The sequence below is a fragment of the Mycetocola reblochoni REB411 genome (genome assembly GCF_900163835.1).
Lineage (GTDB): Bacteria > Actinomycetota > Actinomycetes > Actinomycetales > Microbacteriaceae > Mycetocola_B > Mycetocola_B reblochoni.
The window spans coordinates 1-23,701 of record NZ_FUKR01000075.1 but is presented as its reverse complement, the minus strand read 5'-3'; the positions used below and the strand labels follow the sequence as shown (position 1 = coordinate 23,701).

24 protein-coding genes and 1 pseudogene are annotated in these 23,701 nt (G+C 71.9%); 7 read left to right on the top strand and 18 right to left on the bottom strand.

Annotation, left to right across the window (positions count from 1 at the left end; translation table 11 throughout):
• Positions 1-22: 22 nt before the first annotated feature.
• From FM119_RS12975 to FM119_RS12950, 6 genes are all read right to left on the bottom strand, one after another.
• Positions 23-1,666: a glycerol-3-phosphate dehydrogenase/oxidase gene (locus FM119_RS12975; RefSeq protein ID WP_218778788.1), complete on the bottom strand. Its 1,644-nt coding sequence runs from the start codon at positions 1,664-1,666 to the stop codon at positions 23-25.
• Between the two features lie 94 nt (positions 1,667-1,760).
• Positions 1,761-2,636 carry a 3-hydroxy-5-phosphonooxypentane-2,4-dione thiolase gene (lsrF, locus tag FM119_RS12970; RefSeq protein ID WP_087138584.1) on the bottom strand — a complete coding sequence of 292 codons (876 nt, stop codon included), beginning with the start codon at positions 2,634-2,636 and terminating at the stop codon, positions 1,761-1,763.
• Complete coding sequence (locus FM119_RS12965; RefSeq protein WP_087138583.1) at positions 2,629-3,684, bottom strand: ABC transporter permease; 1,056 nt, start codon at positions 3,682-3,684, stop codon at positions 2,629-2,631. The genes lsrF and FM119_RS12965 overlap by 8 nt, the downstream gene beginning before the upstream one ends.
• Entirely contained in the window at positions 3,681-4,673 is a 993-nt protein-coding gene (locus FM119_RS12960) for an ABC transporter permease (RefSeq protein WP_087138582.1), read from the bottom strand. Before FM119_RS12960 ends, FM119_RS12965 begins: the two co-directional genes overlap by 4 nt.
• Positions 4,670-6,193, bottom strand: coding sequence for an ATP-binding cassette domain-containing protein (locus FM119_RS12955; RefSeq protein ID WP_087138581.1), 1,524 nt, complete (start codon positions 6,191-6,193; stop codon positions 4,670-4,672). Before FM119_RS12955 ends, FM119_RS12960 begins: the two co-directional genes overlap by 4 nt.
• A gap of 30 nt (positions 6,194-6,223) precedes the next feature.
• Positions 6,224-7,312 (bottom strand): substrate-binding domain-containing protein, encoded by a 1,089-nt coding sequence (locus FM119_RS12950; protein ID WP_087138580.1) that lies wholly within the window; start codon positions 7,310-7,312, stop codon positions 6,224-6,226.
• A gap of 211 nt (positions 7,313-7,523) precedes the next feature.
• On the opposite strand from FM119_RS12950, the gene FM119_RS12945 reads away from it, so the two are divergent.
• Complete coding sequence (locus tag FM119_RS12945; protein WP_087138579.1) at positions 7,524-8,279, top strand: GntR family transcriptional regulator; 756 nt, start codon at positions 7,524-7,526, stop codon at positions 8,277-8,279.
• Positions 8,280-8,336: 57 nt separating this feature from the next.
• On the opposite strand, the gene FM119_RS12940 is transcribed toward FM119_RS12945, so the two are convergent.
• The 5 genes from FM119_RS12940 to FM119_RS12920 form a co-directional block, all read right to left on the bottom strand.
• Positions 8,337-10,310 carry a bifunctional copper resistance protein CopD/cytochrome c oxidase assembly protein gene (locus tag FM119_RS12940; RefSeq protein ID WP_179205341.1) on the bottom strand — a complete coding sequence of 658 codons (1,974 nt, stop codon included), beginning with the start codon at positions 10,308-10,310 and terminating at the stop codon, positions 8,337-8,339.
• 77 nt (positions 10,311-10,387) lie between these two features.
• The gene (locus FM119_RS12935; protein WP_087138578.1) at positions 10,388-10,675 is read right to left on the bottom strand and encodes an HU family DNA-binding protein; all 288 of its coding nucleotides are present in this window, start codon (positions 10,673-10,675) and stop codon (positions 10,388-10,390) included.
• A gap of 322 nt (positions 10,676-10,997) precedes the next feature.
• Positions 10,998-12,545, bottom strand: coding sequence for a sensor histidine kinase (locus FM119_RS12930; protein ID WP_087138577.1), 1,548 nt, complete (start codon positions 12,543-12,545; stop codon positions 10,998-11,000).
• A complete protein-coding gene (locus tag FM119_RS12925; protein ID WP_087138576.1) occupies positions 12,545-13,219 on the bottom strand; it encodes a response regulator transcription factor in 675 nt (224 codons plus the stop codon). The genes FM119_RS12930 and FM119_RS12925 overlap by 1 nt, the downstream gene beginning before the upstream one ends.
• Before the next feature lie 60 nt (positions 13,220-13,279).
• Entirely contained in the window at positions 13,280-15,190 is a 1,911-nt protein-coding gene (locus tag FM119_RS12920; RefSeq protein ID WP_087138575.1) for an acyltransferase family protein, read from the bottom strand.
• Between the two features lie 235 nt (positions 15,191-15,425).
• Between FM119_RS12920 and FM119_RS12915 the strand changes: the two genes are divergently transcribed.
• Positions 15,426-16,601: an LLM class flavin-dependent oxidoreductase gene (locus tag FM119_RS12915; protein ID WP_087138574.1), complete on the top strand. Its 1,176-nt coding sequence runs from the start codon at positions 15,426-15,428 to the stop codon at positions 16,599-16,601.
• 112 nt (positions 16,602-16,713) lie between these two features.
• Here FM119_RS12915 and FM119_RS12910 read toward each other — a convergent pair whose 3' ends face one another.
• Both FM119_RS12910 and FM119_RS12905 read right to left on the bottom strand, forming a co-directional pair.
• Positions 16,714-17,571, bottom strand: a complete 858-nt coding sequence (locus tag FM119_RS12910; protein ID WP_087138573.1) for a 3-hydroxyacyl-CoA dehydrogenase — start codon at positions 17,569-17,571, stop codon at positions 16,714-16,716.
• Positions 17,568-18,404: a TetR/AcrR family transcriptional regulator gene (locus FM119_RS12905; RefSeq protein ID WP_179205340.1), complete on the bottom strand. Its 837-nt coding sequence runs from the start codon at positions 18,402-18,404 to the stop codon at positions 17,568-17,570. The genes FM119_RS12910 and FM119_RS12905 overlap by 4 nt, the downstream gene beginning before the upstream one ends.
• Positions 18,405-18,527: 123 nt before the next feature.
• Between FM119_RS12905 and FM119_RS12900 the strand changes: the two genes are divergently transcribed.
• Positions 18,528-19,196 (top strand): CE1759 family FMN reductase, encoded by a 669-nt coding sequence (locus FM119_RS12900; protein ID WP_087138571.1) that lies wholly within the window; start codon positions 18,528-18,530, stop codon positions 19,194-19,196.
• 66 nt (positions 19,197-19,262) lie between these two features.
• Here the strand turns inward: FM119_RS12900 and FM119_RS12895 are convergent, their stop codons facing one another.
• Positions 19,263-19,817: an NADPH-dependent FMN reductase gene (locus tag FM119_RS12895; protein WP_087138570.1), complete on the bottom strand. Its 555-nt coding sequence runs from the start codon at positions 19,815-19,817 to the stop codon at positions 19,263-19,265.
• Between the two features lie 236 nt (positions 19,818-20,053).
• On the opposite strand from FM119_RS12895, the gene FM119_RS12890 reads away from it, so the two are divergent.
• Positions 20,054-20,446, top strand: coding sequence for a (deoxy)nucleoside triphosphate pyrophosphohydrolase (locus FM119_RS12890; protein ID WP_087138569.1), 393 nt, complete (start codon positions 20,054-20,056; stop codon positions 20,444-20,446).
• A 124-nt stretch (positions 20,447-20,570) separates the two neighbouring features.
• Here the strand turns inward: FM119_RS12890 and rpsN are convergent, their stop codons facing one another.
• The 4 genes from rpsN to ykgO all read right to left on the bottom strand — a co-directional run bounded on the left by rpsN (position 20,571) and on the right by ykgO (position 21,635).
• Entirely contained in the window at positions 20,571-20,876 is a 306-nt protein-coding gene (gene rpsN / locus FM119_RS12885) for a 30S ribosomal protein S14 (RefSeq protein WP_087138568.1), read from the bottom strand.
• A gap of 5 nt (positions 20,877-20,881) precedes the next feature.
• Positions 20,882-21,049, bottom strand: coding sequence for a 50S ribosomal protein L33 (gene rpmG / locus FM119_RS12880; RefSeq protein ID WP_087138567.1), 168 nt, complete (start codon positions 21,047-21,049; stop codon positions 20,882-20,884).
• Positions 21,049-21,285, bottom strand: coding sequence for a 50S ribosomal protein L28 (gene rpmB / locus FM119_RS12875; RefSeq protein ID WP_087138566.1), 237 nt, complete (start codon positions 21,283-21,285; stop codon positions 21,049-21,051). The genes rpmG and rpmB overlap by 1 nt, the downstream gene beginning before the upstream one ends.
• Before the next feature lie 227 nt (positions 21,286-21,512).
• Positions 21,513-21,635, bottom strand: coding sequence for a type B 50S ribosomal protein L36 (gene ykgO, locus FM119_RS12870; protein WP_087138565.1), 123 nt, complete (start codon positions 21,633-21,635; stop codon positions 21,513-21,515).
• Between the two features lie 66 nt (positions 21,636-21,701).
• On the opposite strand from ykgO, the gene FM119_RS12865 reads away from it, so the two are divergent.
• The 3 genes and pseudogenes from FM119_RS12865 to FM119_RS12860 all read left to right on the top strand — a co-directional run bounded on the left by FM119_RS12865 (position 21,702) and on the right by FM119_RS12860 (position 23,600).
• On the top strand, positions 21,702-22,523 hold the full coding sequence (locus FM119_RS12865; RefSeq protein WP_087138564.1) for a GTP-binding protein: 822 nt from the start codon (positions 21,702-21,704) through the stop codon (positions 22,521-22,523).
• Positions 22,524-22,631: 108 nt separating this feature from the next.
• Positions 22,632-22,745 (top strand): annotated as a pseudogene (locus FM119_RS14340) (LacI family DNA-binding transcriptional regulator); the annotation flags it as partial.
• Positions 22,719-23,600 carry a LacI family DNA-binding transcriptional regulator gene (locus FM119_RS12860; RefSeq protein WP_338065681.1) on the top strand — a complete coding sequence of 294 codons (882 nt, stop codon included), beginning with the start codon at positions 22,719-22,721 and terminating at the stop codon, positions 23,598-23,600. The pseudogene FM119_RS14340 and the gene FM119_RS12860, both read left to right, overlap by 27 nt.
• Positions 23,601-23,701: the final 101 nt, after the last annotated feature.

Below are 23,701 nucleotides of genomic sequence, written 5' to 3'. Positions count from 1 at the left end.
TCGTTCTTAGCGGGAGAACCGCTCAGTGCGAAACCCGACGGGGGGTGAACCGCTCCACGGCGGCGAGGTAGCGCTCCGTCTCCGCCTCGGCGCGGTCGGGGCTCCAGAGCCCCTCCTCCACCAGCACGGCGGCGGCCGGCCGCGCCGCGGCGATGCCGACGTCGGCGTTCAGCCCGATCGCGGTGCGGCGGAGCAGGACGTCCTCGAGCGTGTGCGCGCCCTCCTCCGCGACGGCGAAGACGAGCTCGGCGGCGCAGGCGCCACTGTCCTCGTCGACGACGCGACCCCGATCGGGCCGCTCGGCGATGGCGGCGACGATCGTCTCCGACGCGGAGCCGTAGGTGTCGACCAGGCGCTCCGCCAGCGCGGGACCGACCCCGTCGACCACCGCGGCCGCGGCGATCGCGGCGGAACGGTAGGCGGGCCACGACGCCTCGGCGGGGCGGCCCGGCAGCGGGGAACTCCGGGTGGGCGAGGAGCGCCGTGGCAGCCCGAGCGAGGCGCGCAGCCGGCGGACGAGCTGCTCGCCGAGGGCGCGGTGCGTGGTCAGCTTCCCCCCGACGACGGTGACGAGCCCGGCGTCAGCGCCCTCGTGCTCGATGAACACGTGGTCGCGGGTGACGGTCGAGGGGTCGTCGAGCTCGCCGACGTACGGCAGCGGGCGCACCCCCGAGTACGACCAGATCACGTCGGAGCGCTCCAGCCCGGCCGAGGGGATCAGCGTGTTCACGGCCGACAGCAGGTAGTCGGTCTCCTCGTCGTCGATGCGGATGTCATCGATGCCGCCGTCGTAGGGCAGGTCGGTCGTGCCGATCATGTACCGGCCGAGCCACGGCAGCACGAACATGGGCCTGGTGTCGTTCGGCGACTCGAAGAACACGCAGGTGTCGGGCGCGCCGGGGAACGGGTCGACGACGCAGTGGCTGCCCTTCGTCGGCCCGATGCGGCGGTCGTGGTCGCCCGCGAGGTCGAGGATCTCGTCGACCCACGGTCCCGCGGCGTTGACCACGCGTCTCGCCCTGACCGTGCGCGGGGCGCCGTCCTCCCTGTCGCGGTAGACGACCCCGGCGATGCGGCCGTCCTCCCTGAGCAGCCCCTCGACGGGGGCGTGGGTCAGCACGACCGCCCCGTTGCGCTGCGCGTCGATGGCCAGCTCGACGGTGAGCCGCTCCGTCAGCGGCACCTGGGCGTCCTGGAACAGCCCTGCCCAGCGCAGCCCTGCCTCCGCGAGGGACGGCCAGTCGCGCTCCAGGCGGCGGCGGAACACGATGCCGTTGCGCGGCAGCCGTTTGCCGAGCGAGAGCACGTCGTGCAGCATCAGGCCGCAGGACAGCAGCCAGCCCGGCCTGCTCTGCGAGGAGGAGAACGGGATGAGCATCGGGTAGGGCCTGACCAGGTGCGGCGCCTGGTCGAGCAGGATGTTCCGCTCCCTGATCGACTCGTGCACGAGGTTCAGCTCCATGCGCTCGAGGTACTTGAGGCCGCCGTGGATGAGCCGTGTCGAGATCGCCGAGGTGCGCGCCCCGATGTCGTCCCTGTCGATGAGGACGACGCTCAGCCCCTGGGCGGCGGCCTCCCTCGCGGTGGCCAGGCCGTTGATGCCCGCCCCGATGACGACGATGTCGACGTCGCCGACGCCGTCCCTGTGGGTCGTCAGTCGTGTCATGTGTTCACTCCGCTCGGTGGTGGCGGGCGCGGGCGCGATCGGCCGGCGGCGCGGGGTGGTTCCCCGCGCCGGGCCTACCGCGCCCGACGTCAGCTCAGTGGGACAGCTCCTGGTACAGCCCGTACGCCTCCTCGGGGCGCAGCCCCTCGTGGACGACGGCGCGCACGGCGGCGAGCATGGCGTCGGGGTTCTCGGACTGGAACACGTTGCGCCCCATGTCCACCCCCGCCGCGCCCTGGTCGATGGCCCGGTAGGCGACGGTGAGCGCCTCCAGCTCGGGCACCTTCTTGCCGCCGGCGATGATGATCGGGACGGGGCAGGACGAGGTGACCGTCTCGAAGCCCTCCTCCACGTAGTACGTCTTGATGATGCTCGCGCCGAGCTCGGCCGGGATGCGGGTGGCCAGGCGGAAGTACCTGGCGTCCCTCACCATGTCGCGCCCGACCGCGGTGACGGCGAGCACGGGGATCCCCGCCGCCTGGCCGCGGTCGACGAGCGTGGACATGGTGGTGACCGAGCGGGTCTCGTGCTCGCCGCCGATGAACACCTGGACGGCGAGCGCCGCCGCGTCCAGCCGGATGGCGTCGTCGATGCCCAGCACGATCTGCTCGTCGGAGAGCTCCTTGAGGATGCTCGGCCCGCCGGAGGCCCGCAGCACGATGCCCTTGTTCGCCGTCGCGGGGATGGTCGTGCGCAGCGCACCCCTGGTCAGCATGAGGGCGTCCGCGCGGGGGACGAGCGGCAGGATGGAGCGGTCGAGCCGCTCGAGCCCCGAGGTGGGCCCCTGGAAGTAGCCGTGGTCGAAGGCGAGCATCACGGTGCGGCCGTCGGCGGGCGAGAAGATGCGGGACAGGCGGCTGCGCATCCCCCAGTCCTGGCCGGCGAGGCCCTTGAGCGGGAAGTCGGTCGATGCGGCGGCCGCAGCACCGGTGAAGTCGGTGCCGTCGCGCAGGTCGTCGAGATCAGCCATCAGTGTTGTTCCTTTGCTTTGTGGTGGTTCCGGGGAGGGTGAGGGAGGCCCGCAGTCGCCTGACGGTGCTGCGGCCGGTGCCGGTGGCCGCGCTGGAGATGACGACGACGAGGACGACGAGCAGGCCCTTGAGGATGTTCTGCGCGCCGACGGACAGCCCGAGCAGGTTGAGCAGGCCGGACAGCAGCACGAAGAACAGCGCCCCCGTCCAGACGCCGACCGGGACGGGGCGGCCTCCGGCGATGAGCGTCCCGCCGATGACGACGACGGCGACGGAGTCGAGGAGGTAGGAGGTGCCGAGGGAGGTGCTCGGCGAGATGAACGCGGCGAGCAGCCCTCCGGCCAGCCCGGCGAGCGCCCCGCTGATCAGGTACGTGACGCCGGTCACCGTCCGCGTGGGCAGCCCCGCCTTGGCCGCGGCCACCGAGTTCTGCCCTGTCGCGACGACCGCCAGGCCGAAACGCGTCCGGCGCAGCACGATGACGACGGCGACGGTGAGGATCGCGACGAGCACCGCGGTGAGCGGGACGCCGAGCACGCGGGCGTTGACGAAGGACCGCAGCTCCGCCGGGGCACCCGAGCGGTTCGCGTCGGCGAGCATGAGCGTCGCCGAGCTGACGATCAGGCTGGTCGCGAGCGTCGCGATGATCGGGGGGATGCGCAGCACGAGGATCGCGATGACGCTGCACGCGGCCGCGGCCAGACCGGCTCCGACGGCGGCGGCCAGGCCCGCACCCGGGCCCGCGGCCGCCCCCACGGCGACGGAGGCGTAGGACGCCATCGACACGTTCGTGCCGACGGACACGTCGATGTTGCCGGGGCCGAGGGTGATGACGAGCATCTGGCCGATGGCGACGAGGACGAGGTAGGGCACGAGGGTGAGCGCCTGCGAGAGCGGCTGGAGGGGCGAGCCGCCGCTGACGCCGATGACGGCGACGAGCACGACGAGCGTGCCGACGAGGGACCAGCCCCAGGCAGGCCACAGCGTCCGGATCCGTTCGACGGCGGGGTGCTGGGTCGGCGTGGCGATCGTGGGTGCGGAAGTCATGAGCGAATGAACCGTTCCGTGATGACGCGGCCGGCGAGGACCGCGAGGACGATGAGCCCCTGCGCCGCCGACTGGAAGCTCGACGGCAGGCTGACCAGGGACAGGAGGACGGTGATGAGGCCGAGTGTGATGGCGCCGAACGCCGCCCCGACGGGGAAGGCCCGCCCCCCGGCGAAGTTGCCGCCGCCGAGGATCACCGCGGCGATGGTCATCAGCGCGAAGTTGCCCGCCGAGTTGACGTCGCCGGAGCGGGTCTGCGAGGCCATGACCAGTCCGGCGAGGATGAGCAGGACCGCGGCGACGGCGTAGGCGGCCATCCGGGTGCGCACCAGCGACCAGCCGAGCTTCTCCAGCGTGGCCGGCTGCGAGCCGAGGGCCCTCAGCCGCGTGCCGAACCTGCTCCGCCTGGCGATCAGCCAGGCGACAACCGTGGCGACGGCGATGAGCACGAGCGGCGCGGGGATGAGCTCGGGACGCCACTGGCCGATGGCGCTCAGCCACTCCGGGGTCTGGCCGCCGGGCGTGGGCAGAAGCTCGAGCCCCAGGCCGAGCCAGACGAACGACATCCCCAGGGTGATGATGATCGACGGGACCCCGCGGCGCTGGATGATGAAGCCGAGGAGCGCGTAGACGACGACGATCCCTGCGAGCATGGCCAGGCCGAGCGCGGGCGAGGTGGTGAGGACGGTCGCCGCGATGACGGTGACCAGGCCGAGGAGCGCGCCCACGCCGAGGTCGATGTCCCCGACGGCCATGATGATCATCTGCGCCTGGGTGGCCAGGACCAGCGGGACCGCCGCGGTGAGCATGAGCGTGATGCCGTTCATGCTGAGGACGCCCGGCTGGATGACGGCGGCGAGGATGACGATCGCGATCATCGCCACGATGGAGAGCACGGCGGGACTGCCCTGCACCGCCCCCGTGCGGATGCGTGTCGCGGCGCCGGGCAGCGCGGACGCACCCCGCGGACGCTCGAGTGCTGTGGTCATCGCAGTTCTCCCTCTGTCTCGTCGAACGAGTCAGCGATGATGCGCTGCTCGGTGGCGTCCGACCCGGGCATCTCCGACACGATCCGTCCGGCGCGGAACACGTACACGCGGTCGCAGTGCGCCATCTCCTTGTTGTCGGTCGAGTACCAGACGATCGTGCGGCCGCTGCGGGCCTCCGCCTTCATCAGGGTGTAGATCTCGTTCTTGGTGGCCACGTCGACGCCGCGGAACGGGTCGTCGAGCAGCACGAGCTCGGCGTCGGCGGCGAAGGCGCGGGCGATGAGCACCTTCTGCTGGTTGCCGCCGCTGAGCGAGGTGATCGGCGCCGCCGCACCGCCGCGCACCCGGAGCATGTCGACCCAGGTCGAGGCGAGCTCGCGCTTGCGCGCGCCGCTGACGAAGCCGAAGCGGCCGAGCGCCCTGGTCGCCGCGATGGTGAGGTTCTCCGCCACCGTCCACAGCGGGAAGATCCCCGACACCTGCCGGTCGCCCGGCACGTACGCGCGGGAGGACGGGACGGTGACCGAGCGGCTGAGCAGGCCGGGGGCCCACAGCCGGGCCAGCACGCCCTCCTGCCCCTGGCCGGCGAGCCCGGCCAGGCCGATGATCTCGCCCGGCCGCGCGGTGAGCTCGCGCCCCCTGGAGTCGGTGAGGGCGAGGACCGCCGCGCCCTCGCGAGCGGCGGCCGGCTGCTCCTGATCGTCCAGTTCCGCCTCGACGCGTTCGAGCGTCCCCGTGTCCGTGGACACCTCGCCGCCCATCGCCGCGAGCAGGGTGGACTCGGCCGTCGTCCCCCCGGGGTACTGGCCGACGATGCTGCCGTCCTTCATGACGAGGATCCGGTCGCTGTGGCCGACCACCTCGTGCATCCGGTGGGAGACGAGGACCGCGGAGACGCCGTCGGCCGTGCGACGGTGCAGGTAGCGGTACAGCGCCTCGGCCGCGTCGACGCCGAGCGACTCGGTCGGCTCGTCGAGGATGAGCAGCCGGAGCCGGTCGGTGCACAGCGCCCTGGCGATCTCGACCATCTGGCGCTGCGCCATCGGCATCTCGCCGCTGCGGTCGAGGACGCTGATCCCGTGGCCGGGGAACACCTCGTCGAGGGTGTCCTGGATGCGCCGCTCGGCCCGGCGGCGCCACAGCGCCCCCGTGGGCCTGCGGTCGGACAGGGCGGCGTTCTCGGCGACGGTGAGGTCGGGGCACAGGGCCAGCTCCTGGTAGACCATGCGGATCCCCGCACGCTCGGCGGCGGCCGCGGTGAACGCCGCTCCCTCGGGGAGGCCGGCGACCCGGATCGCTCCGGTGTCGCTGGCCTCCCGCCCGGCGAGCAGTCGCACGAGCGTGCTCTTGCCCGCGCCGTTGTGGCCGACGAGGCCGAGGATCTCACCCTCGCCCAGCTCGACGCTCACGGTGCTCAGCGCCTGGGTCTTCCCGTACCGCTTCGAGACCGCGTCGACGGTGAGGAGGGCGGTGCCGCCCCGCGTGCCGTCCACGATCGCTGTCGTCTCTGTCGAGGTCATCTGGATGCCCTTCGTTCCTCGTCGTGCCGTCTACTTGAGCTCGGGCGCGACGGCCACGTCACCCGCGTTGATGGCGTCGAGCGCCGCGGTGACGCTCTCCTCGTCCCACGGGTAGGAGGCGAACTCGTCGGTCTCGAGCGTGTCGAGCCAGTAGTCCAGGTCGTCCTCGCCGATCTGGATGACGGGGAGCACGACCTCCTGCGGCACCTCCTCGCCGGCGATCTTGGCCAGCGCGATGTGGATCGCGGCCACGACCTGGCCGGGGTCGGTCAGCGCGGCGTAGGAGCCGTTGTCGATGCCGCTGTCCTTCCAGAACTGCAGGGACTTGCCGTCGGTGTCGAACACGACGACCGGCGCGTCCCGTCCGGCGGACTCGAAGGCCTGGACGACGCCCATGCCGCCGATGCAGCCGGGCACCGCGTCGACCTCGGGCAGCGAGCCGAGGACGCCGACGACCTCCTTCTGCACGGTGCTGCTGTCGCAGTAGCCGTTGACCTCCGCCACGACGTTCACGTCGGGGTAGTCGGCGAGGATCTCCTTCTGCCTGTTGTAGAACTCCTCCTCCGGCTGCGAGCCGATGACCCCGCGGTTGAGGATGATGTTGCCCGAGCCGTCGATGGCCTCGAGTGCGGGAACGAGCGAGTCCTCACCCCAGACGTCGTAGGCGTTGCGCACGATGGTCGCGCAGGGGGCGTCCATGTCGGCGTCGAGCACGATGACCGTGATGCCGGCGTTGCAGGCCTCCTCCACGGTGGGCACGAGGGCCGTCGACGAGGCGGGGATGACCATGAGCACGTCCGGGTCCTGCAGCATGAGGCTGCGGATCTGACTGGCCTGCTCGGTCGCGCTGTTCTCGCCGGGTGCGTTGACGGAGGTGACCTCGCTGACCTTGCCCTCGGCCTTGAGCGCCTCGGCGGCCTCCTCGAACTTGTTGATGAGGGTGAGGCGCCAGCCGTTGACGAAGCCGTTGCTGAGGGCGATGGAGATGCCCTCGCCGTCGGCCGGTGCGGCGTCCGTGCCGTTCCCTGCCGGTGCCGTTCCGCTGGAACAGGCCGCGAGGCTGAGTGCTGCTGCGGCGGCCGCGATCACGGCGGCTCGCCTGATGGATGTGAACTTCATTGTCGACTCCTGTTGTCCGCGCCATTGCGGGTGGGGGTAACCGGTGTGCTGCCTCGACGACGCCCGGGTCTGTTGTCGCCGACGACGATGGAGCACTTGTCATGCCCAACTCGTCACTACCAGTTGATAGTGATAAGAATATAGGGAGGCTCGGGGGTGCTGTCAACGGCGGCGCCGCAGCCGAGGGGGAGAAGACGGCGAGAGGACCGCGATGACGACACACCGCAGCGCATGGGACACCCGGCTGGACCGGGGGTCAGACGAGCCGCTCTGGCTCCAGCTCTCCGCCACCCTGCGCGAGGCCATCGCCGACGGAACGCTCGCCGCCGACCAGGCCCTCCCCTCGGAATCCGAGCTGATCAGCCGGTACGGGGTGTCGCGCACCGTCGTGAGGGAGGCGCTCGCCGAGCTCGTGCGTCGCGGCCTCATCTACAAGATCAGGGCCAAGGGCTCCTTCGTGTCCCCCTCGACCCCCGACCTGTCATTCATCGGCTCGACACTGGGCTCCTCCGCCGATCTCGACGCCAGCAACCGCTCGTCGACGACGCGGATCCTGTCGCAGCTGCGCGGCACCGCGACGGCGGCGGAGGCGGGAGCACTCCAGATCGAGGAGGGCGAGGACGTGCTCCGCCTGCGCCGGCTGCGCAGCGTGGACGGCGCGCCCTGGCTGCTCGTCGACACGGTGATGCCCGCGAGCCTGTTCCCCGGCCTGCTCAAGGCCAACCTCGAGAACCAGTCGCTCTACAAGCACCTGCGCCGCCACTACGGGGTCTCACCGGCGGGTGCCGACCGCTGGCTGCAGGCCGTCCTCCCGTCGGCGGAGGACGCCGGGCTGCTCGCGCTGCCGGCCGGCGCCCCCGCCCTGCGGATCGAGTCCGTGTCCTGGGACGCCGACGACCGGCGCTTCGAGTTCTACAACGCCCTGCACCGCAGCGACGACTCGCGCTTCTACGTCGGCATCCGCTGAGGCCGTCAGCCGGCGGCCGGCGCGATCACGCTCGGCCCCGCCGCAGTCCGGCGTCGCTCAGCCGCGGTCCCGCTCGGCGAGCTGCTCCAGCCGCCGGTTGTACTCCTTCAGCTCGGCGTCGCCCGTGCGATCGGCGTTGCGGTCCAGCCGGCGCTGCTCCCTGTCGTCCGAGCGCGACCACTGGATCGCGACGATCACCGCCATGAGAACCGTCGGGATCTCGCCGATGCCCCAGGCGATGCCGCCGCCGTTCTGCTGGTCGTCGAGGGGCGTCGCCCCCCAGGTGCGGCCCATGGCGCCGAACCAGTCGGCGAGGAACAGCCCGGACGCCTGCATGATGGCCAGACCGAAGAAGGCGTGGAACGCCATGGTCGCCAGCAGCAGGATCAGCCGGAACGCGTACGGCAGCCGGTACTTGACCGGGTCGATGCCGATGAGCGACTGCGTGAACAGGTAGCCGGTGATGACGAAGTGCACGACCATCCACTCGTGCCCGAGGTGCTCGTCCATCGACCAGCGGAACAGCCCCGTGTAGTAGAACACCCAGAGCGAGCCGGCGAACAGGACGGCCGCGACCACCGGATGCGAGACGATCGAGGCGAACGGCGTGTGCACCGCCCAGAGGATCCACTCCCTGCCGCCGCGGGAGCCGTCCGTCCGCTTGACGATCGCGCGCGAGGCCAGCGTGACCGGGGCCCCGGGGACGAGCAGCAGCGGGACCACCATGGTCAGCCCCATGTGGCCGAGCATGTGCACGCTGAACAGGTAGTCCTGGTACAGGTTGAAGCCGCCGCTGGTCAGCCAGGCGAGCACGAGCAGCCCGAGCACCCAGCACACCGTCCGGTACACCGGCCAGCGATCGCCCCGCGCACGCAGCCGGCGCACCCCGGCGAGGTAGAAGAAGATCCCGAAGCCCGCGGCGATGAGCCAGAGCACGTCGGGGTCCCAGCCGGTGAGGAAGCTCATCGGGGTGAGCTCGGGCGGCAGCACGTCGTCGGTGAGGATCTCGGCGGGGGTGAGCCCGTCGACGTCCGTCGTCTCGACCACGGGCGTCGCCGTCCGGGCGAGCGCGGCCGCGACACCGCTCGCCAGGCCCATGAAGCCGAGCTCGGCGACGACGAGCGTCCAGAAGCGTGCCGCGTTGGCACGGTAGTCCCTGCCGAGTCCCGCGATGGTGCGCCGCCGGAAGGCCGCGCCGAACAGGCCGAGGGCGATGAGCGCGGCGACCTTCACCACGACGAGAAGCCCGTAGCCGGAGGCGATGTCGCCGATGCTGCCGATGCGCAGGGCCGCACCGAAGTACCCCGACACGGCGACGACGACGAAGCAGACGAGGGCGACGGAGGAGTACCTGGCCAGGACCACCGCGACGCGTCCCGGCTCGATGGTGCGACGGATGAGCACGATGGCGAGCAGCCCGCCCAGCCACACGGCCGCGAACACGAGGTGCAGGTAGAGCGAGGTGACGGCGATGCCGTGTCCGGCGTTGCCGGCGGCGTGGCCCTGCGACGCCATCGGGTAGAGCGCCACCATGCTCAGCGCCGTGACGACGAGCCTCAGCCGCTGCCCCCTGATGGCGAAGCACGCGACGGTGAGGACCGCCCCGAACACCACGGTGTACAGCCAGGAGACGCCGAGCTCGACCCCGGTGAAGAACAGCCCGATCTGGGCGCCGAACTGGTCGTCCAGGCTGGGGACGACACCGGTGACGTTGAGGAAGGTGAACAGCGCCGTGGCGCCGGAGGCCACGGTGAAGACGCCCGCACCGGTCGCCGCGAGGTCGACGGCGGCGTCGTACTCCTCGCGCTCCGGCGTGAGCACGAACACCGCGAGCAGGAGCGAGCCGATCATCAGCGCGGCCGACAGGTTGACCAGCAGCTTCGCGATGGGCAGCCCGTAGCGGACGACGGGTCCGGGGTCGGAGATCTCGGCGGGGGCGGCCGCACCGCCGGCGATGAGCCCGGCGACGACGGCGATGAGGGCGACGAGGAGCAGGACTCCTGGGCCGAGTATCCGGGTGTGGCGGTTCACCCGTCCAGCCTACGTGCCCGGACATGGCTGAGGCGCCGCACGGTCGTCGTGCGGCGCCTCAGCGCGGTGAGCCGGTGTTACTTGACGGCGGCCTTGAGCTTCGAGCCGGCGCTGACCTTGACCGAGTGGCCGGCCGGGATCTGGATCTCGGCGCCGGTCTGGGGGTTGCGGCCGGTGCGCGCGGCGCGCTCGGTGCGCTCGACGGCGAGCCAGCCGGGGATCGACACCTTGACGCCGTTGGACACGGAGTCGGCCAGGACGGCGAAGAGGCTGTCCAGGACGCCGCTGACGGCGGTCTGGCTCTGGCCGGTCTCCGAAGCAATCTTCGCGACGAGCTCGGTCTTGTTAAGCGACTTGTCAGCCATAAGGATTGTCCTCCTCGGACGTTTGCTGCCTCAGCAGCTGTTGCTGGGTCATCCGCTGCCGTTCGGCACGGAGTTGGTCGTTCGACCGGTTCCGAATGTATCAGCCTTCCGCCAAATCTCGCGGATTTCGAGCGATTCGGACGCCCAGGCGGGCCCGGATCGGCGCTCGCTCCGCTGCGGGCGAACAGCCGTGGCTCGCGGTTGCGGTGCGCGGGGCACCCGGGCGCGTGATGCCGCGTCGTTCCGCGAGGGGAGCCGTGCGGGTCCCCGGCGGGCCCCGGCCGCGGGTCCGTGGCCCTACTCAGCTGCCCCCGACCCGACATCACCGCGGCCCATCGTCGTGTCGATCGCACGGCACGTCCGCCCGGCCCGGAGCTCCGCCGCGCGACGGCCCGGGACCGACGGGCAGCGTCAGCACGGCCACGGTCAGCTCGCCGTCGCGGCCGAGAACGACGTCGCCGCCCAGCTGTCTCGCGTTCTCGCGCGCGATCGCCAGGCCGAGGCCGTTGCTCTCGCCCGTCGACCCCCGCGCGGTGTCCAGTCGCACGAAGCGCTCGAAGACGCGCTCCGCATGCTCGGCGGGCACGCCGTCGCCGGCATCGCACACCGTGACCGTGACCGTCGTCTCGTCGCGCGAGGTCGACACGACGACGGGAGGTCGTCCATGCCTGAGCGCGTTCGCGACCAGGTTGGCCACGATCGCCGCCAGGCGACGCTCATCGGTCCTCAGCACGATCGGCTCCCCCACCTCGACCGTGACGCCACGGGAGGCCGGCCCGCCATCCGCGCTCGTGCCCGCGGTTGTTCCGGATCCCCCTCCTGCGGCCCGCTCCGCCGCCGCGACGACGTCGGCCAGGAGGGGCCCGAGCGCAACGTCGGTGAGCTCCGTCCGCGCCATGCCCGCGTCGCGTCTGGACATGTCGAGCAGCGCCTCGGTCAGCACGGTGAGCCTGCGCACGCCCGCCGCGGTTCCGTGCGCCGCGAGCGCGAGCTCCTCCGGGTCGGCACGCTCGACGTCGTCGAGGATCTCGCTGTAGGCGAGCATCGACGTCAGCGGCGTCCTCAGCTCGTGGGACACGTCCGCGACCAGCTGCCTCGCCCTGGCTTCCTGCTCGGCGAGCCGCGCGTTGCTCGCGTCCAGGCGGGCCGCCGCGGCGAGGAACTCCGTCTGCACCTCGTCGACATCCGGCGACCCCGTGCTTCCGGAGGGCATGGGCACCCCCTCCCCGACCGCGCCGACGCGGGACCGCAACAGCGTCAGGGGGCGGGAGATCCGACGCCCGACGAGCAGCCCCACCCCGCCGCCGGCCACGCCGACCACAAGGGTGATGACGACGCCGGCCGTGAGCAGCGCCTCCAGCTCGGCCACCTGACCGCCGAGCGGATAGACGCTCACCACCGCGAGCGGAACCGCCGACGACGGCGGGTCGATGAGCTGCCCGACCATGAACACGGGCCGTCCATCCAGCGTCGTGCGCAGATAGCGCATGTCGCCCTGGCTCGCCCCGACCTCGTCGAGGAAGGCCTCGGGCAGTCGGTCCCGCAGCGCCTCGTTGGTGTTCTGACCGTCCGGCCGCACCCACACCACGGTCGTGTCCGGCAGACGCCCCGTCTGCAGCGCCCAGGGGTTGCCGGACGCCTCGTTCGGGAGCTCGGCCACGGAGCGGTCGATCTGGTCGCTGAACGTCGAGAGGATGCTGTTCTGACGCGACTCCAGGACGATCTGGCGGGTGCTGATCAGGAGCACCGCGGCGGTCACGCTCGCGGCGAGGATCCCGACGGCGGTGACAGCGATGACGATGCGCGCCCTGATGCCGAGCCGCCTGCGTCGCGTTCCACGGGCCGTGCCCGCGCTGCCAGGGACCGCCATCAGCCGAACCGGTAGCCGAATCCCCTGACCGTCCGCACCAGGACGGGATCGGCGGGGTCGGACTCGATCTTGGCGCGCAGCCGCTGTACGGCAGTGTCGACCGCGCGGGCTCCGGCCGAGGCGCCGTCGGGCCACGCCTCGGTGCGCAGCCGCTCGCGGCTGAGCACCCTCCCGGGGTTGCGGACGAGCACGATGAGCAGCCTGATCTCCGCCGGTGCCAGCTCGACCGGGACGCCGTCGAGCGTCACGGCGAGGGAATCGACGTCGATGACGACGCCGCGAGCGGACAGGACGGCCGGCTCGCAGGTCCTGCGCGCGTCCCGGCGCAGCACCGCGCGGATGCGGGCGTCCAGCACCGGGGCCGCCACGGGCTTGACGAGGTAGTCGTCGGCCCCGGACTCGAGCCCGCCCACCACGTCGGAGTCGGAGTCCCGCGCGGTGAGCATCAGCACGGGGACGGAGGACTCCGCGCGGATCAGCCGGCACACGTCGAAGCCGTCCACGTCCGGCAGCATCGCGTCGAGCAGGACCACGTCGGGTCTCGCCCGCCGCGCGGTGGCGACCCCCGCGGCACCGGTCGCCTCGGTGACCACCTGGTATCCCCTGCGCCGAAGCGTGAGGGTGTACGCCTGCCGGATGGTCGGGTCGTCCTCGATCAGAAGCACCCGTACCACGCCCGACCCCCGCTCTCCCCGTCCGACGGCCGGCCCGGCCCCGGTCCCGGCCGTCGCACGCTATCGCCTGGCCTCAGCATAGGCGTCGGCCACGGTCCCGGCGTAGATGGCAGCACCCGCCGCCCCCGGGTGGATCCCGTCGGGGGCGAGCAGCTCCGGGTGGACGGAGATGGCCGCATCCCAGTCGGCGACGGCGACGTTGTCGTGCTCGGCGGCGACCTCGCGGATCGCAGCGTTGACCTCGGCCGCCCAGGACCGCTCCGCATGCACCGTGACGAACACGACGGCGCGGTCGGGCCCTGCCTCCTCCACGATGCGGTTCAGGCTCTCGGCCCCGCCGACCCCGTTGGTCCCGAGCCCGACGACGAGAAGGTCGCCGAGCCCGCCCTGCGCCTGTGCCGCCTGCACGACGTCAGGGCCAGCGCCGAGCTGGCGGGACTCGACGGCGTCGACGCGGATGCCGGGGATGACGTCGCGCAACGCCTCGGAGCTGGCCAGCATCACCGAGTCCCCGACGGCCGTCGCGCTGATGCCGGCGAGCTCGGCGGCGGCGTCCGGTTCCGTCGTTCCACCCGTGCCGGGGCCACCCGTGGCGTCCCCCCGCGATGACGACGCGGGACCGTGTTCCTCCGCACGGTGCGGGGCCGCGGGAGCAGCGGGCACGCCCCCGTGCGTGGACGAGCCGGCGAACAGGCCCGGCGACAGTGCCACGACGGCGGCGAACAGGCAGACGAGCGCCGCGGCCGCGGCGGCGACGGCCAGCCCCCTCAGCCCGCGGCCGGGGGAGCCCGCCAGGAGCGCGGCCCGTGCCGGTCGCTCGACGAGCCGGTGGCTCACCGCCGCCAGGACGACGGTGGCGCCGAGCGCGAGGAGGCGTCGGGGCGTCGTCGACCACCCGGCCGCCCCGAGCACCTGCTCGCCGAGGACGAGGACCGGCACGTGCCAGAGGTAGAGCCCGTAGGACCGGTCCCCGATCCAGCGGAGCGCACGCGAGCCGAGCACCCGATCGCGCCCGCGGGCGCCCAGCACGAGGATGAGCAGCGCCCCGAGCACCGATGCGGTCACGACAAGCGACGCCTGCACGCCGGGCTGCTGAGGACGTGCGACGGCGGCGAGGACACCGAGGGCGCCGACCAGAGCGGCGGTCGCGGCCGTCAGCGCGGTCGCCCTCCCGCCCCTCGCCCCGCTCCGGGCCGGGGGCTCCGCGGGCCGTGCGAACCGCTCGGGCCCGACCGCCAGTGCGAGCGCACAGCCGAGCAGGAGCCCCACCAGATGGGTCGGCGTCGCGTAGTATGCGGCGGCCTCCATGCCCGCGGCCGTCGCCGCGGCGAGGAGCGCGACGGAGCATCCGGCGGCTGCGAGAACCACCAGCGCGGCGGTCGCCCTGCCCCCTCGCCGTCGGACGGTGACGAGCAGGGGCGGTAGCAGCAGCGGCCAGAGCAGGTAGAACTGCTCCTCGATGCCCAGGGACCACAGATTGCCGAACAGCCCCGTCCCCGCCGGGGCGAAGTAGTCCCTGCTGCGGGCGAGCTCCACCCAGTTGGCGGTGAAGGTGACCGCGCCCGCCGCCTGCCAGCCCGCGCCCGCGAGCGCGGCCCCGCCGAGCAGCAGCGCCGGCGGCAGGCAGACGACGAGGACAAGCAGCAGGCCGGGGATCAGCCTGGCCGCCCTGCGCAGCCAGAATCGGCCCAGATCGATGCCACCGGTGAGACGGATCTCGCGGAGCAGCAGCGCGGTGATGATGAAGCCGCTGATCACGAAGAACAGGTCGACGCCGATGAAGCCGCCGGGAACCGCCGCGGGGGCGAGGTGGAAGGCGATGACGAGGATCACGGCGATCGCACGTAGCCCGTCCAGCCAGGCGATCCGCGCCACGGCTGCCCCCGGCCCGGCGCCGGGTTCCGCCGTGGCCCACCTGCCCGTCGGCGTGCGAGCACCCGTCTCCGTCCGTCCTCCCTGCGCGTCCGCCATCGCACGTCCTCCCGTCCGGCCCGCAGTGTTCGTCGGACCGGGCTGATCCGCCCGGCCAGGCCGGCCTCGGCCCAGCCTGGGGCGGCACTGTCACCGGAGTGTCACCGTTGTGCGTCCGTCCGGTCCGGCGCGCGGGGAATAGCATCCGGGAGCCATGGTTCTATACATTTGAATAGATACCCCGGGCGATCAGCGCCCCGTCCGCCGGACACGACCCGGCCAGCAAGGAGCGATCATGCAATTCGGACTCATGTCGGTCAGCGACATCACCCGCGACCCGGTCAGCGGCCGCACCCCGAGCGAGGCGGAACGTATCCAGGCCATCGTCGCCATCGCCGAGAAGGCCGAGGAGGTCGGCCTCGACGTCTTCGCGGTCGGCGAGCACCACAACCCGCCGTTCTTCTCCTCCTCGCCCACGACCCTGCTGGCCTACATCGCGGCGCGCACCTCGCGCCTGCAGCTGAGCACCTCGACGACGCTCATCACGACCAACGACCCCGTCCGCATCGCCGAGGAGTACGCGATGCTGCAGCACCTCTCCGGCGGCCGCAGCGACCTCATGCTCGGCCGGGGCAACACTGCCCCCGTGTACCCCTGGTTCGGCAAGGACATCCGTGAGGGCCTCCCCCTCGCCCTCGAGAACTACAACCTGCTCCACCGGCTCTGGACCGAGGACGTCGTCGACTGGGAGGGCCGCTTCCGCACCCCGCTGCAGGGCTTCACCTCGACCCCGCGCCCCCTCGACGACGTCGCGCCCTTCGTCTGGCACGGCTCCATCCGGACGCCGGAGATCGCCGAGCAGGCCGCGTACTACGGTGACGGCTTCTTCGCCAACAACATCTTCTGGCCGAAGGAGCACTACATGCGCCTGATCTCCTTCTACCGCCAGCGCTACGCGCACTACGGCCACGGCACGCCGGAGGAGGCGATCGTCGGACTCGGCGGGCAGGCGTTCATCGCCGCCAGGTCGCAGGACGCCGTCGACCGCTTCCGCCCCTACTTCGCCGAGGCGCCCGTGTACGGCAACGGCCCGAGCATGGAGGACTTCATGGAGCAGACCCCGCTCACGGTCGGCAGCCCGCAGCAGGTCATCGACAAGACGCTGACCTTCCGCGAGCACTTCGGCGACTACCAGCGGCAGCTGTTCCTCGTCGACCACGCGGGACTCCCGCTGGAGACGGTGCTCGAGCAGGTGGAGCTGCTGGGAACCGAGGTCGTCCGCGTGCTGCGCAGGGAGACGGAGTCCCGCCGCGCGCCCGGCGTGCCGGAGGCGCCGACCCACGCCTCGCTCGTGCGCGCCAGGTACGGCGACGCACAGCCCCGGCAGCCCCGGCCGAACGCGAACCGCGGCGACAACGTGACCGGCGGTTCGCCGTACCAGGACAGCGACGACGCCCCGGTCGGGCGCTGACCCGACCGGTCGCCGCACGGCATGACGACGGGCCCCGCGATCCGGATCCGGATCCGGATCGCGGGGCCCGCGCGTGTCCCCGACCGCCGCGACGGCGGTCGGGGACCGACGATCAGGAGTAGCGGTAGAAGCCCTCGCCGCTGCCGACGCCGAGCTTGCCCTTGTCGATGTAGTCGCGCTTGAGGATCTCGGCGAAGGCGCGCATCCCCTCGTCGGGGCTGGTGGCGCTGATGTTGTAGGCGGTGTTCAGGCCGACGACGTCGAAGATCTGGAACGGGCCCATCGGAGCGCCGGTGCCGATCCGCCAGGTCTTGTCGACCGTCTCGGGGTCGGCGATCCCGTCGGCGAACAGCTTCGCCCCGGCGTCGAGGAGCGGGACCAGCAGCGAGTTCAGCACGTACCCCGCCTTCTCCTTCTTGAGCTCGATCGGCTCCATCCCCGTGCGCCGGGCGAAGTCGACGACCGCGCGGTACACCTCGGGGTCGGTGTCGGCCGTCCCCATGATCTCGGCCGTGTTGTGCACCCAGACGAGGTTGGCGTAGTGCAGCGCGAGGAAGCGGTCGGGGCGACCCGTGAAGTCCTTCATGTCGCTCGGCAGCAGCGTCGAGGAGTTGCTGGCGAAGATGGCGCGCGCCGGGGCGAGCGCGGCCAGGCGTGTGTAGGTGTCGCGCTTGATGTCGAGGCGCTCCGGGACGGCCTCGATGACGAGGTCCGCGTCGGAGACCGCATCGGCGAGGTCGTCGGTGAGCCGGATGCGGGCGACGGCCGCGGCCGTGCTCTCCTCGGTGGCGCCGGGGACCTCGGCACGGTACCGCGCGGCGAGTCCCTCGAAGCGGGTGCGCGCGGCGGCGAGCGCCTCCTCGGAGACGTCGTAGGCGACGACGTCGAGGCCGTGGTACGCGGTCTGGTACGCGATCTGCGATCCCAGTACGCCTGTCCCCAAAACGGTGATGGTGTTCAGAGCGGTCATTTCTGGTCCTCTTTCGTGAGTGGGTGTTCTCGGTCTGCGCCGGCGCTCGGCCGGTGGTCGGTGGTCGCCGGGCGAGCGCCGGGCGCCGGGGCCGCTCCGCCTCGTCCGGCTCGGTGCCCGAGGCGGAGCAGCCGCAGGTCCTCGACGAGGACATCGTGCGCACTGGGGGCGGGTCGCCCGTCCGCGGGGGTCGCCTCGGCGGCGGCGTCGGAGATCGCCCCGGAGGCGTCCGTGGGGATCTCCGCTGCGGCGTCGGCCGCCTCGGCGGGAGTGTCCGCGGCGAGCAAATCCTCCGGGTCCAGCTGGGAGCCGACGAAGAACAGCCGCGCCAGACTCACCGCCAATGCGTCCACGCCCGAGCGGTGACCGGCGATGTGCGCCGCGATCAGGCCCACGCAGCGCTCGACGAGCACCCGCGCCTCGGCGACGGCTTCCGCCGTGCGGGAGCCGTAGAGGATCTCGCGCTGGTACGCCCTGGCGTTGTCGCCGTGCCGGTCGAGCCACCCCAGCAGGCCGTCGACGATGAGCACCGCGCCCTCGGCCTCGGCGGTGTCGCCCGGCTCCACGGCGGCGAGGGCGGACTCGAGCGCCGCGAGCTCGACCGCGAACTCCTCGTTGTAGACCGTGAGGAACAGCTCGGCCTTGCTGGGTGCGTAGCGGAAGATCGTGCCGTGGGCCAGACCGGCGGCGGCGGCGATCTCCTGCGTGCCGGCCGATTCGTAGCCGCGCTCGACGAAGATGCGCGAGGCGGCGGCGAGGATGGCGGCCCTGCGCTGCTCGGAGTTGCGCTGCCGGCGCCCGGGGGAGCCGGTCCCGCTGGGGTGTCCATCCATATTCATGAGTCTACTCATTTATTTGACGATCGGCGAGGGAATACCGGACACACTCCGGGGTTATATGCATATGTATCCACTACCCGGTCTGCCTGCGGACCGCCGCCCGACCCAGGAGCACCCGTGACGAACACCAGCACACACACCGTCGCCGTCATCAGCGGCGGCACCAGCGAGCCGTCCTCCACCCGCATGCTCGCCGACCGCCTCGCGGCACGCACGATCGAGTTCGCCGCGGAGAAGGGATCCGTCGTCCACGCCCCCGTCGTCGAGCTGCGCCCCCTCGCCACCGACATCGCCACCGCCATGACCAGCGGCCACCGCTCCCCCGCGCTCCAGCGGGCGATCGACACCCTCGCCGCCGCCGACGGGCTCATCGTCTCCACGCCGATCTACACGGCCGGGCCGAGCGGACTGGTCAAGTCGTTCCTCGACGTCCTCGACACCGACCTGCTCATCGCCCGGCCCGTGGCTCTCGCCGCGACCGCCGGCAGCGCCAGGCACGCCCTCGTCGTGGACGAGCAGCTGCGCAGCACCTTTGCGTACCTGCGCGCGCTCCCGATCCCGACGGCCGTCTTCGCCGCACCGGAGGACTGGGCCGACTCCGCGCTGAACCGGCGGATCGAGCGTGCGGCTCACGAGCTCGTCACCCTGGTGCTCAGCGGGGTCGGCACGGACATCCGCGAGCGGTCCTGGACGCGCTACCAGCACGCCGAGAACGCCGCGGGCTCCCTCATCGGCGGCATCGAGCTGGACAGCGAGCTCATGCGCCTCGCGACCGGCGGAGCCTAGGCGCGCAGCCAGTGACGACGCGAGGGGCCGACGGGGTGAACCCGACCGGCCCCTCGCGTGCTTCGTCTACGCCGAGTGACGGTTCACGTGGGCGGCGACGGCGGTCAGCCAGTCGGTGAGGAACCGAGCGGTCGCCTCGTCCGTGACCTCGCCGTCGGCGGTGATCAGTCCGGGCTTCGACCAGATGTAGGCCTCCGGCTGCGCGAGCTCGGGCGAGCCGAAGAAGGACAGCACGCTGCGCAGGTGCTGCTGGGCCACCGCGGTGCCGATCTGCCCGGCCGAGGCGCCGATCACGGCGCTCGGCTTGCCGGCGAAGGAGTTCTGCCCCCACGGCCGGCTGGCCACGTCGAGCGCGTTCTTCAGCACGCCGGGGACCGAGCGGTTGTACTCCGGCGTGATGATCACGATGCCGTCGGCATCCTCGATCGCGTGCTTGAAATCGGTCGCGACCTCCGGGTAGTCCCCGTCGAAGTCGGAGGTGTAGAAGGGCAGCTCCTTGATCGGGATCTCGGTCAGCTCGACGCCCGCGGAGGGAGCGAGAGTGACGAGCGCGTTGAACAGTGCGCGGTTGATCGAGGTGGACGAGATGCTGCCGACGATGGCGCCGATCTTCACGGTCATAGGTGTGACTCTTTCTTGAGGACGGCGGCGGAGCGGCGCGCGCTCGGGCGGGCCGGACCACCGCTCAGTGACATAAATATGCATGTGCATAAACAAGACGGCTGCGGGTTCATTCCCGACACCGGGCCGCCCCGCCAAGCGGCGCCCCAGACAGCCACGGCGTTCGATAGGATCGGCGCGTCCCGGAGCCCCGGCCCATCCCAGAGCCCGCGGCCCGACCGAGAAGCAGGAGCACCGTGCCCACCACCCCCATCGCCGTCGTCGGCGCCGCCATCGTCCGCGCCGACGGGGCCGTGCTGTGCGCGGAACGCGGTCACGGGCCGTTCTCCGGACTCTGGGAGTTCCCCGGAGGCAAGGTCGAGCAGGGCGAGACACCGGAGCAGGCGCTCGTCCGCGAGATCACCGAGGAGCTGCGCTGCACCGTCGAGGTCGGCCGGGCGCTGACCAGCACACCCCATGACGGCGGCGCGCGGCCGATCGTGCTCACCACCTACCTCTGCCGGCTGAGCGAGGGGGAGCCCAGCCCGACCGAGCACGGGCAGCTGCGCTGGCTCGCGCCGGCGGAGCTGCACACCCTCGACTGGGCCCCGGCGGACCGTCCGGCCGCACGGCTGCTCGCCGCCGGCTGAGCGCGGACCACCCCGCGCCGAGCGCGTCCCGCGCCGTGCAGAGCGCGGCCCCCTGCCCGACAGAGCCGCACACGCACGAGGGCCCCGCACCGAAACGGTGCGGGGCCCTCGATAAAGCGGGTGCTTACCAGCTCGACTTGGTGATGCCGGGCAGCTCGCCCTTGTGCGCCATGTCGCGGAAGCGGACACGCGAGATGCCGAACTTCGTCAGCACACCACGGGGGCGGCCGTCGATGGCGTCGCGGTTGCGGACGCGGATCGGCGAAGCGTCACGGGGGAGCTTCTGCAGGCCGAGGCGCGCGGCCTCGCGGGCCTCGTCGCTGGCGTTCGGGTCGACCAGGGTCTTCTTCAGCTCGGCACGCTTCTCGGCGTAGCGGGCCACGATCTCCTGGCGCTGGTTGTTCTTCGCGATCTTGCTCTTCTTAGCCATAGGTCCTAGCGCTCCTCTCGGAACTCAACGTGCTTACGCACCACGGGGTCGTACTTCTTGAGCACGAGACGGTCGGGGTTGTTGCGGCGGTTCTTGCGCGTCACGTAGGTGAACCCCGTGCCGGCGGTCGACCGCAGCTTGATGATCGGACGAACGTCCTGGGCCTTTGCCATTAGAGCTTCACCCCACGCTTCTGCAGATCAGCGACGACGGCCTCGATGCCACGGGCGTCGATCAGCTTGATGCCCTTGACGGAGAGCGTCAGGGTCACCTTGCGGCCGAGCGAGGGCACGAAGTAGGTCTTCTTCTGGATGTTCGGGTCGAAACGGCGCTTGGTACGCCGGTGCGAGTGCGAGATGTTGTGACCGAAGCCGGGAACGGCTCCAGTCACCTGGCACACTGCTGCCATGGTCTGTCTCCTGTCAGTACCGCAGGGCCGATGGCCCTGCCCAAGATCTCTTGTCGGCACCTTCTCCCCGCGGTGACCGGGCGAGCCCGGGCGACGAAGGGGAACTGAGGGTGCGATCCGAACGGGGGAGTCCGTCCGGCCAAGGGAAGAGTCTACGCGACAGGACACGCCCGGGGCAACCACGCTGGGCGCCCCACCCGTCCATCCGGCCCCCTCGGCCCGGCGGCTCAGCCCTGGCGCCCCTTCCAGCGGGGGTCCTTCTTGTTGATCACGAACACGCGGCCGCGGCGGCGCACGACCTGGGATCCGGGCTTGGCCTTGAGTGAGGCGATGGAGTTGCGGACCTTCATGGCACGCTCCCTTCATTATTGATAACGTTTCTCAATAATAGCCCCACTCCGCCTGAAGGACAACGAATGACCGACCGCTGCCTGTACGTCCGCGCCGACGATCTGCACAGCCGCCTCAACGACGACCGCTACCTGCCCCTCGACGACGGCAGCACCCACGGGCCCGGCGTGGTCGCCGCCGCCCAGCGCTTCGTCGAGGCGATCGAGACGGCCCCGGCGATCGCGCTCACCGGGTGGGAGGAGCTCAGCACCGCCGACCTCAGCATCACGCTCGCCCTGCTCAGCCACCTCAACCCGCGTGCCCTGGTCAAGCCCTACCGTGCCGACGACCCGCGGACAGCCGCGCCGACCCCCGCGAGCCCCGCCGACGAGCACCCCGACGACGAGCCGCACTCCTCAGCCCCCGGCTGGATCTGCTGCCTCAACGGCGAGCATGAGCCCTGGTTTCACGACCGCCACGTGCAGACACTGCTCTACCGCAACATGCGCCCCTTCCACCCCGAGCGCCTGCTCGAGGTGTTCGACGGCCCCATCTCCTCGGGCCGGCTGGGCACAGTCGTCCGCAGCGCCGGCTTCTGCCAGCTGGCCACGCGCACACCACGGATCGGGCTCTGGAGCCACGTCGGCCGGATGGTGACGCTCGATCCGACGCCGTTCCTCAGCACCGACCCGAAGCACCCGAGCGGCCAGGAGATCGTGCTCACCGGGATCGGCATCGACGGCCCGGGCATCGTCGCCGCCCTGGACGGCGCCGTCCTCACCGACGAGGAGTTCACGGCGGGCCCGCGGCGGTGGCAGGGCTACGCCGACCCGCTCACCCCGTGGCGCGAGCCGGACGCCGGCGAGAACGGCGACGGCGAGCACGGCGACGGCGACTCACGGGAATGACGCCGCTCCTCCCCCGTTCTGCTGAGATAATCCAGGGGACCGGAGGAGGCCGCCACGCACACCGCACCGCAGCGTCCCGGCGATCGCCAGGCCGCCACGCTCACCGACGTCGCCGCGAGCGCAGGGGTGAGCCTCAAGTCCGCCTCCCGCGTACTCAACGGGGAGCCACACGTCTCCGAGGGGCTGAGGGCGAGGGTGCTGGCCGCCGCGGCCGAGCTCGACTTCGCCCCGAACACGGCCGCACGACTGCTCAAGCGCGGGGTGAGGACGCGCACCGTCGGGCTGGTCACCGGTGACCTCGCCAACCCGTTCTACGCCTGGCTGGCGAAGGGGATCGAGCGCGCCCTGCGCCCGCAGGGCATGCAGCTCACCATCGCGAGCTCCGACGAGGACCCCGAGCGCGAGCGCCGGCTGCTCGACGAGCTGATCGACAGGGGCGTCTCCGCCATCATCGTGGTGACTACCCAGCCCCAGCGGACAGTGCAGGACGCCGCCCAGCGCGGTATCCCCGTCGTGTTCGTCGACCGGGCGCCCATCGGGGCCGACGCGGACGCGGTCGTCATCGACAACGCGGGAGGGGCGAGGCGGGCCGCCGAGCATCTCGTCGCGCACGGACACCGTCGCATCGGCTACATCGGCGACCTGCCGGGGCTGCCCACCCACACCGAGCGTCTCGACGGCTTCCGCGAGGGACTGCTCGGCGCGGGCATCGGCACGGCGGGCCTCCTGCTGCACGAGGGCGCCCACGACGCGGCGAGCGCCGAGCGCGCGGCGAGGGACATGCTCGCTCTGCCGGAGCCGCCGACCGCGCTGTTCGGCGGGAACAACCTGATCACCGTCGGCTGCCTGGGAGCGATCAGGGCCGACCGGCCGGAGACGGCTCTGCTCGGCTTCGACGACTTCGAGCTGGCACCGGCGCTCGGTATCAGCGTCGTCGCCGCCGACCCGGTCCGCATGGGCGAGATCGCGGTCGAGCTCGCGCTCCGCGGCGGCGAGGCCAGGGGGCACGGGGCGGTCCGTCGGGTGCTCCCCGCACTGCTCCGCGCCCGCGGGTCCGCCGAGGTCGCCCCGGCCTGACCCGGTGGCAGACCCGCACCCGCTCGGCAAACTCCGAAGCGCGCAGACCGGCATCCGCCCGACACGCGCAGACCGGCGGGCGGGTGCTGGACGCACCCGCC

Coding starts and splice junctions, on each gene's coding strand:
- FM119_RS12915 (WP_087138574.1), top strand. CDS start 15,426: ATGCAATTCGGACTCATGTCGGTCAGCGACATCACCCGCGACCCGGTC.
- FM119_RS12950 (WP_087138580.1), bottom strand. CDS start 7,312: ATGAAGTTCACATCCATCAGGCGAGCCGCCGTGATCGCGGCCGCCGCA.
- rpmB (WP_087138566.1), bottom strand. CDS start 21,285: ATGGCAGCAGTGTGCCAGGTGACTGGAGCCGTTCCCGGCTTCGGTCAC.
- FM119_RS12895 (WP_087138570.1), bottom strand. CDS start 19,817: ATGACCGTGAAGATCGGCGCCATCGTCGGCAGCATCTCGTCCACCTCG.
- FM119_RS12910 (WP_087138573.1), bottom strand. CDS start 17,571: ATGACCGCTCTGAACACCATCACCGTTTTGGGGACAGGCGTACTGGGA.
- FM119_RS12945 (WP_087138579.1), top strand. CDS start 7,524: ATGACGACACACCGCAGCGCATGGGACACCCGGCTGGACCGGGGGTCA.
- ykgO (WP_087138565.1), bottom strand. CDS start 21,635: ATGAAGGTCCGCAACTCCATCGCCTCACTCAAGGCCAAGCCCGGATCC.
- FM119_RS12930 (WP_087138577.1), bottom strand. CDS start 12,545: ATGGCGGTCCCTGGCAGCGCGGGCACGGCCCGTGGAACGCGACGCAGG.
- FM119_RS12965 (WP_087138583.1), bottom strand. CDS start 3,684: ATGACTTCCGCACCCACGATCGCCACGCCGACCCAGCACCCCGCCGTC.
- rpmG (WP_087138567.1), bottom strand. CDS start 21,049: ATGGCAAAGGCCCAGGACGTTCGTCCGATCATCAAGCTGCGGTCGACC.
- FM119_RS12955 (WP_087138581.1), bottom strand. CDS start 6,193: ATGACCTCGACAGAGACGACAGCGATCGTGGACGGCACGCGGGGCGGC.
- rpsN (WP_087138568.1), bottom strand. CDS start 20,876: ATGGCTAAGAAGAGCAAGATCGCGAAGAACAACCAGCGCCAGGAGATC.
- FM119_RS12905 (WP_179205340.1), bottom strand. CDS start 18,404: ATGGATGGACACCCCAGCGGGACCGGCTCCCCCGGGCGCCGGCAGCGC.
- FM119_RS12920 (WP_087138575.1), bottom strand. CDS start 15,190: ATGGCGGACGCGCAGGGAGGACGGACGGAGACGGGTGCTCGCACGCCG.
- FM119_RS12865 (WP_087138564.1), top strand. CDS start 21,702: ATGACCGACCGCTGCCTGTACGTCCGCGCCGACGATCTGCACAGCCGC.
- lsrF (WP_087138584.1), bottom strand. CDS start 2,636: ATGGCTGATCTCGACGACCTGCGCGACGGCACCGACTTCACCGGTGCT.
- FM119_RS12975 (WP_218778788.1), bottom strand. CDS start 1,666: ATGACACGACTGACGACCCACAGGGACGGCGTCGGCGACGTCGACATC.
- FM119_RS12960 (WP_087138582.1), bottom strand. CDS start 4,673: ATGACCACAGCACTCGAGCGTCCGCGGGGTGCGTCCGCGCTGCCCGGC.
- FM119_RS12935 (WP_087138578.1), bottom strand. CDS start 10,675: ATGGCTGACAAGTCGCTTAACAAGACCGAGCTCGTCGCGAAGATTGCT.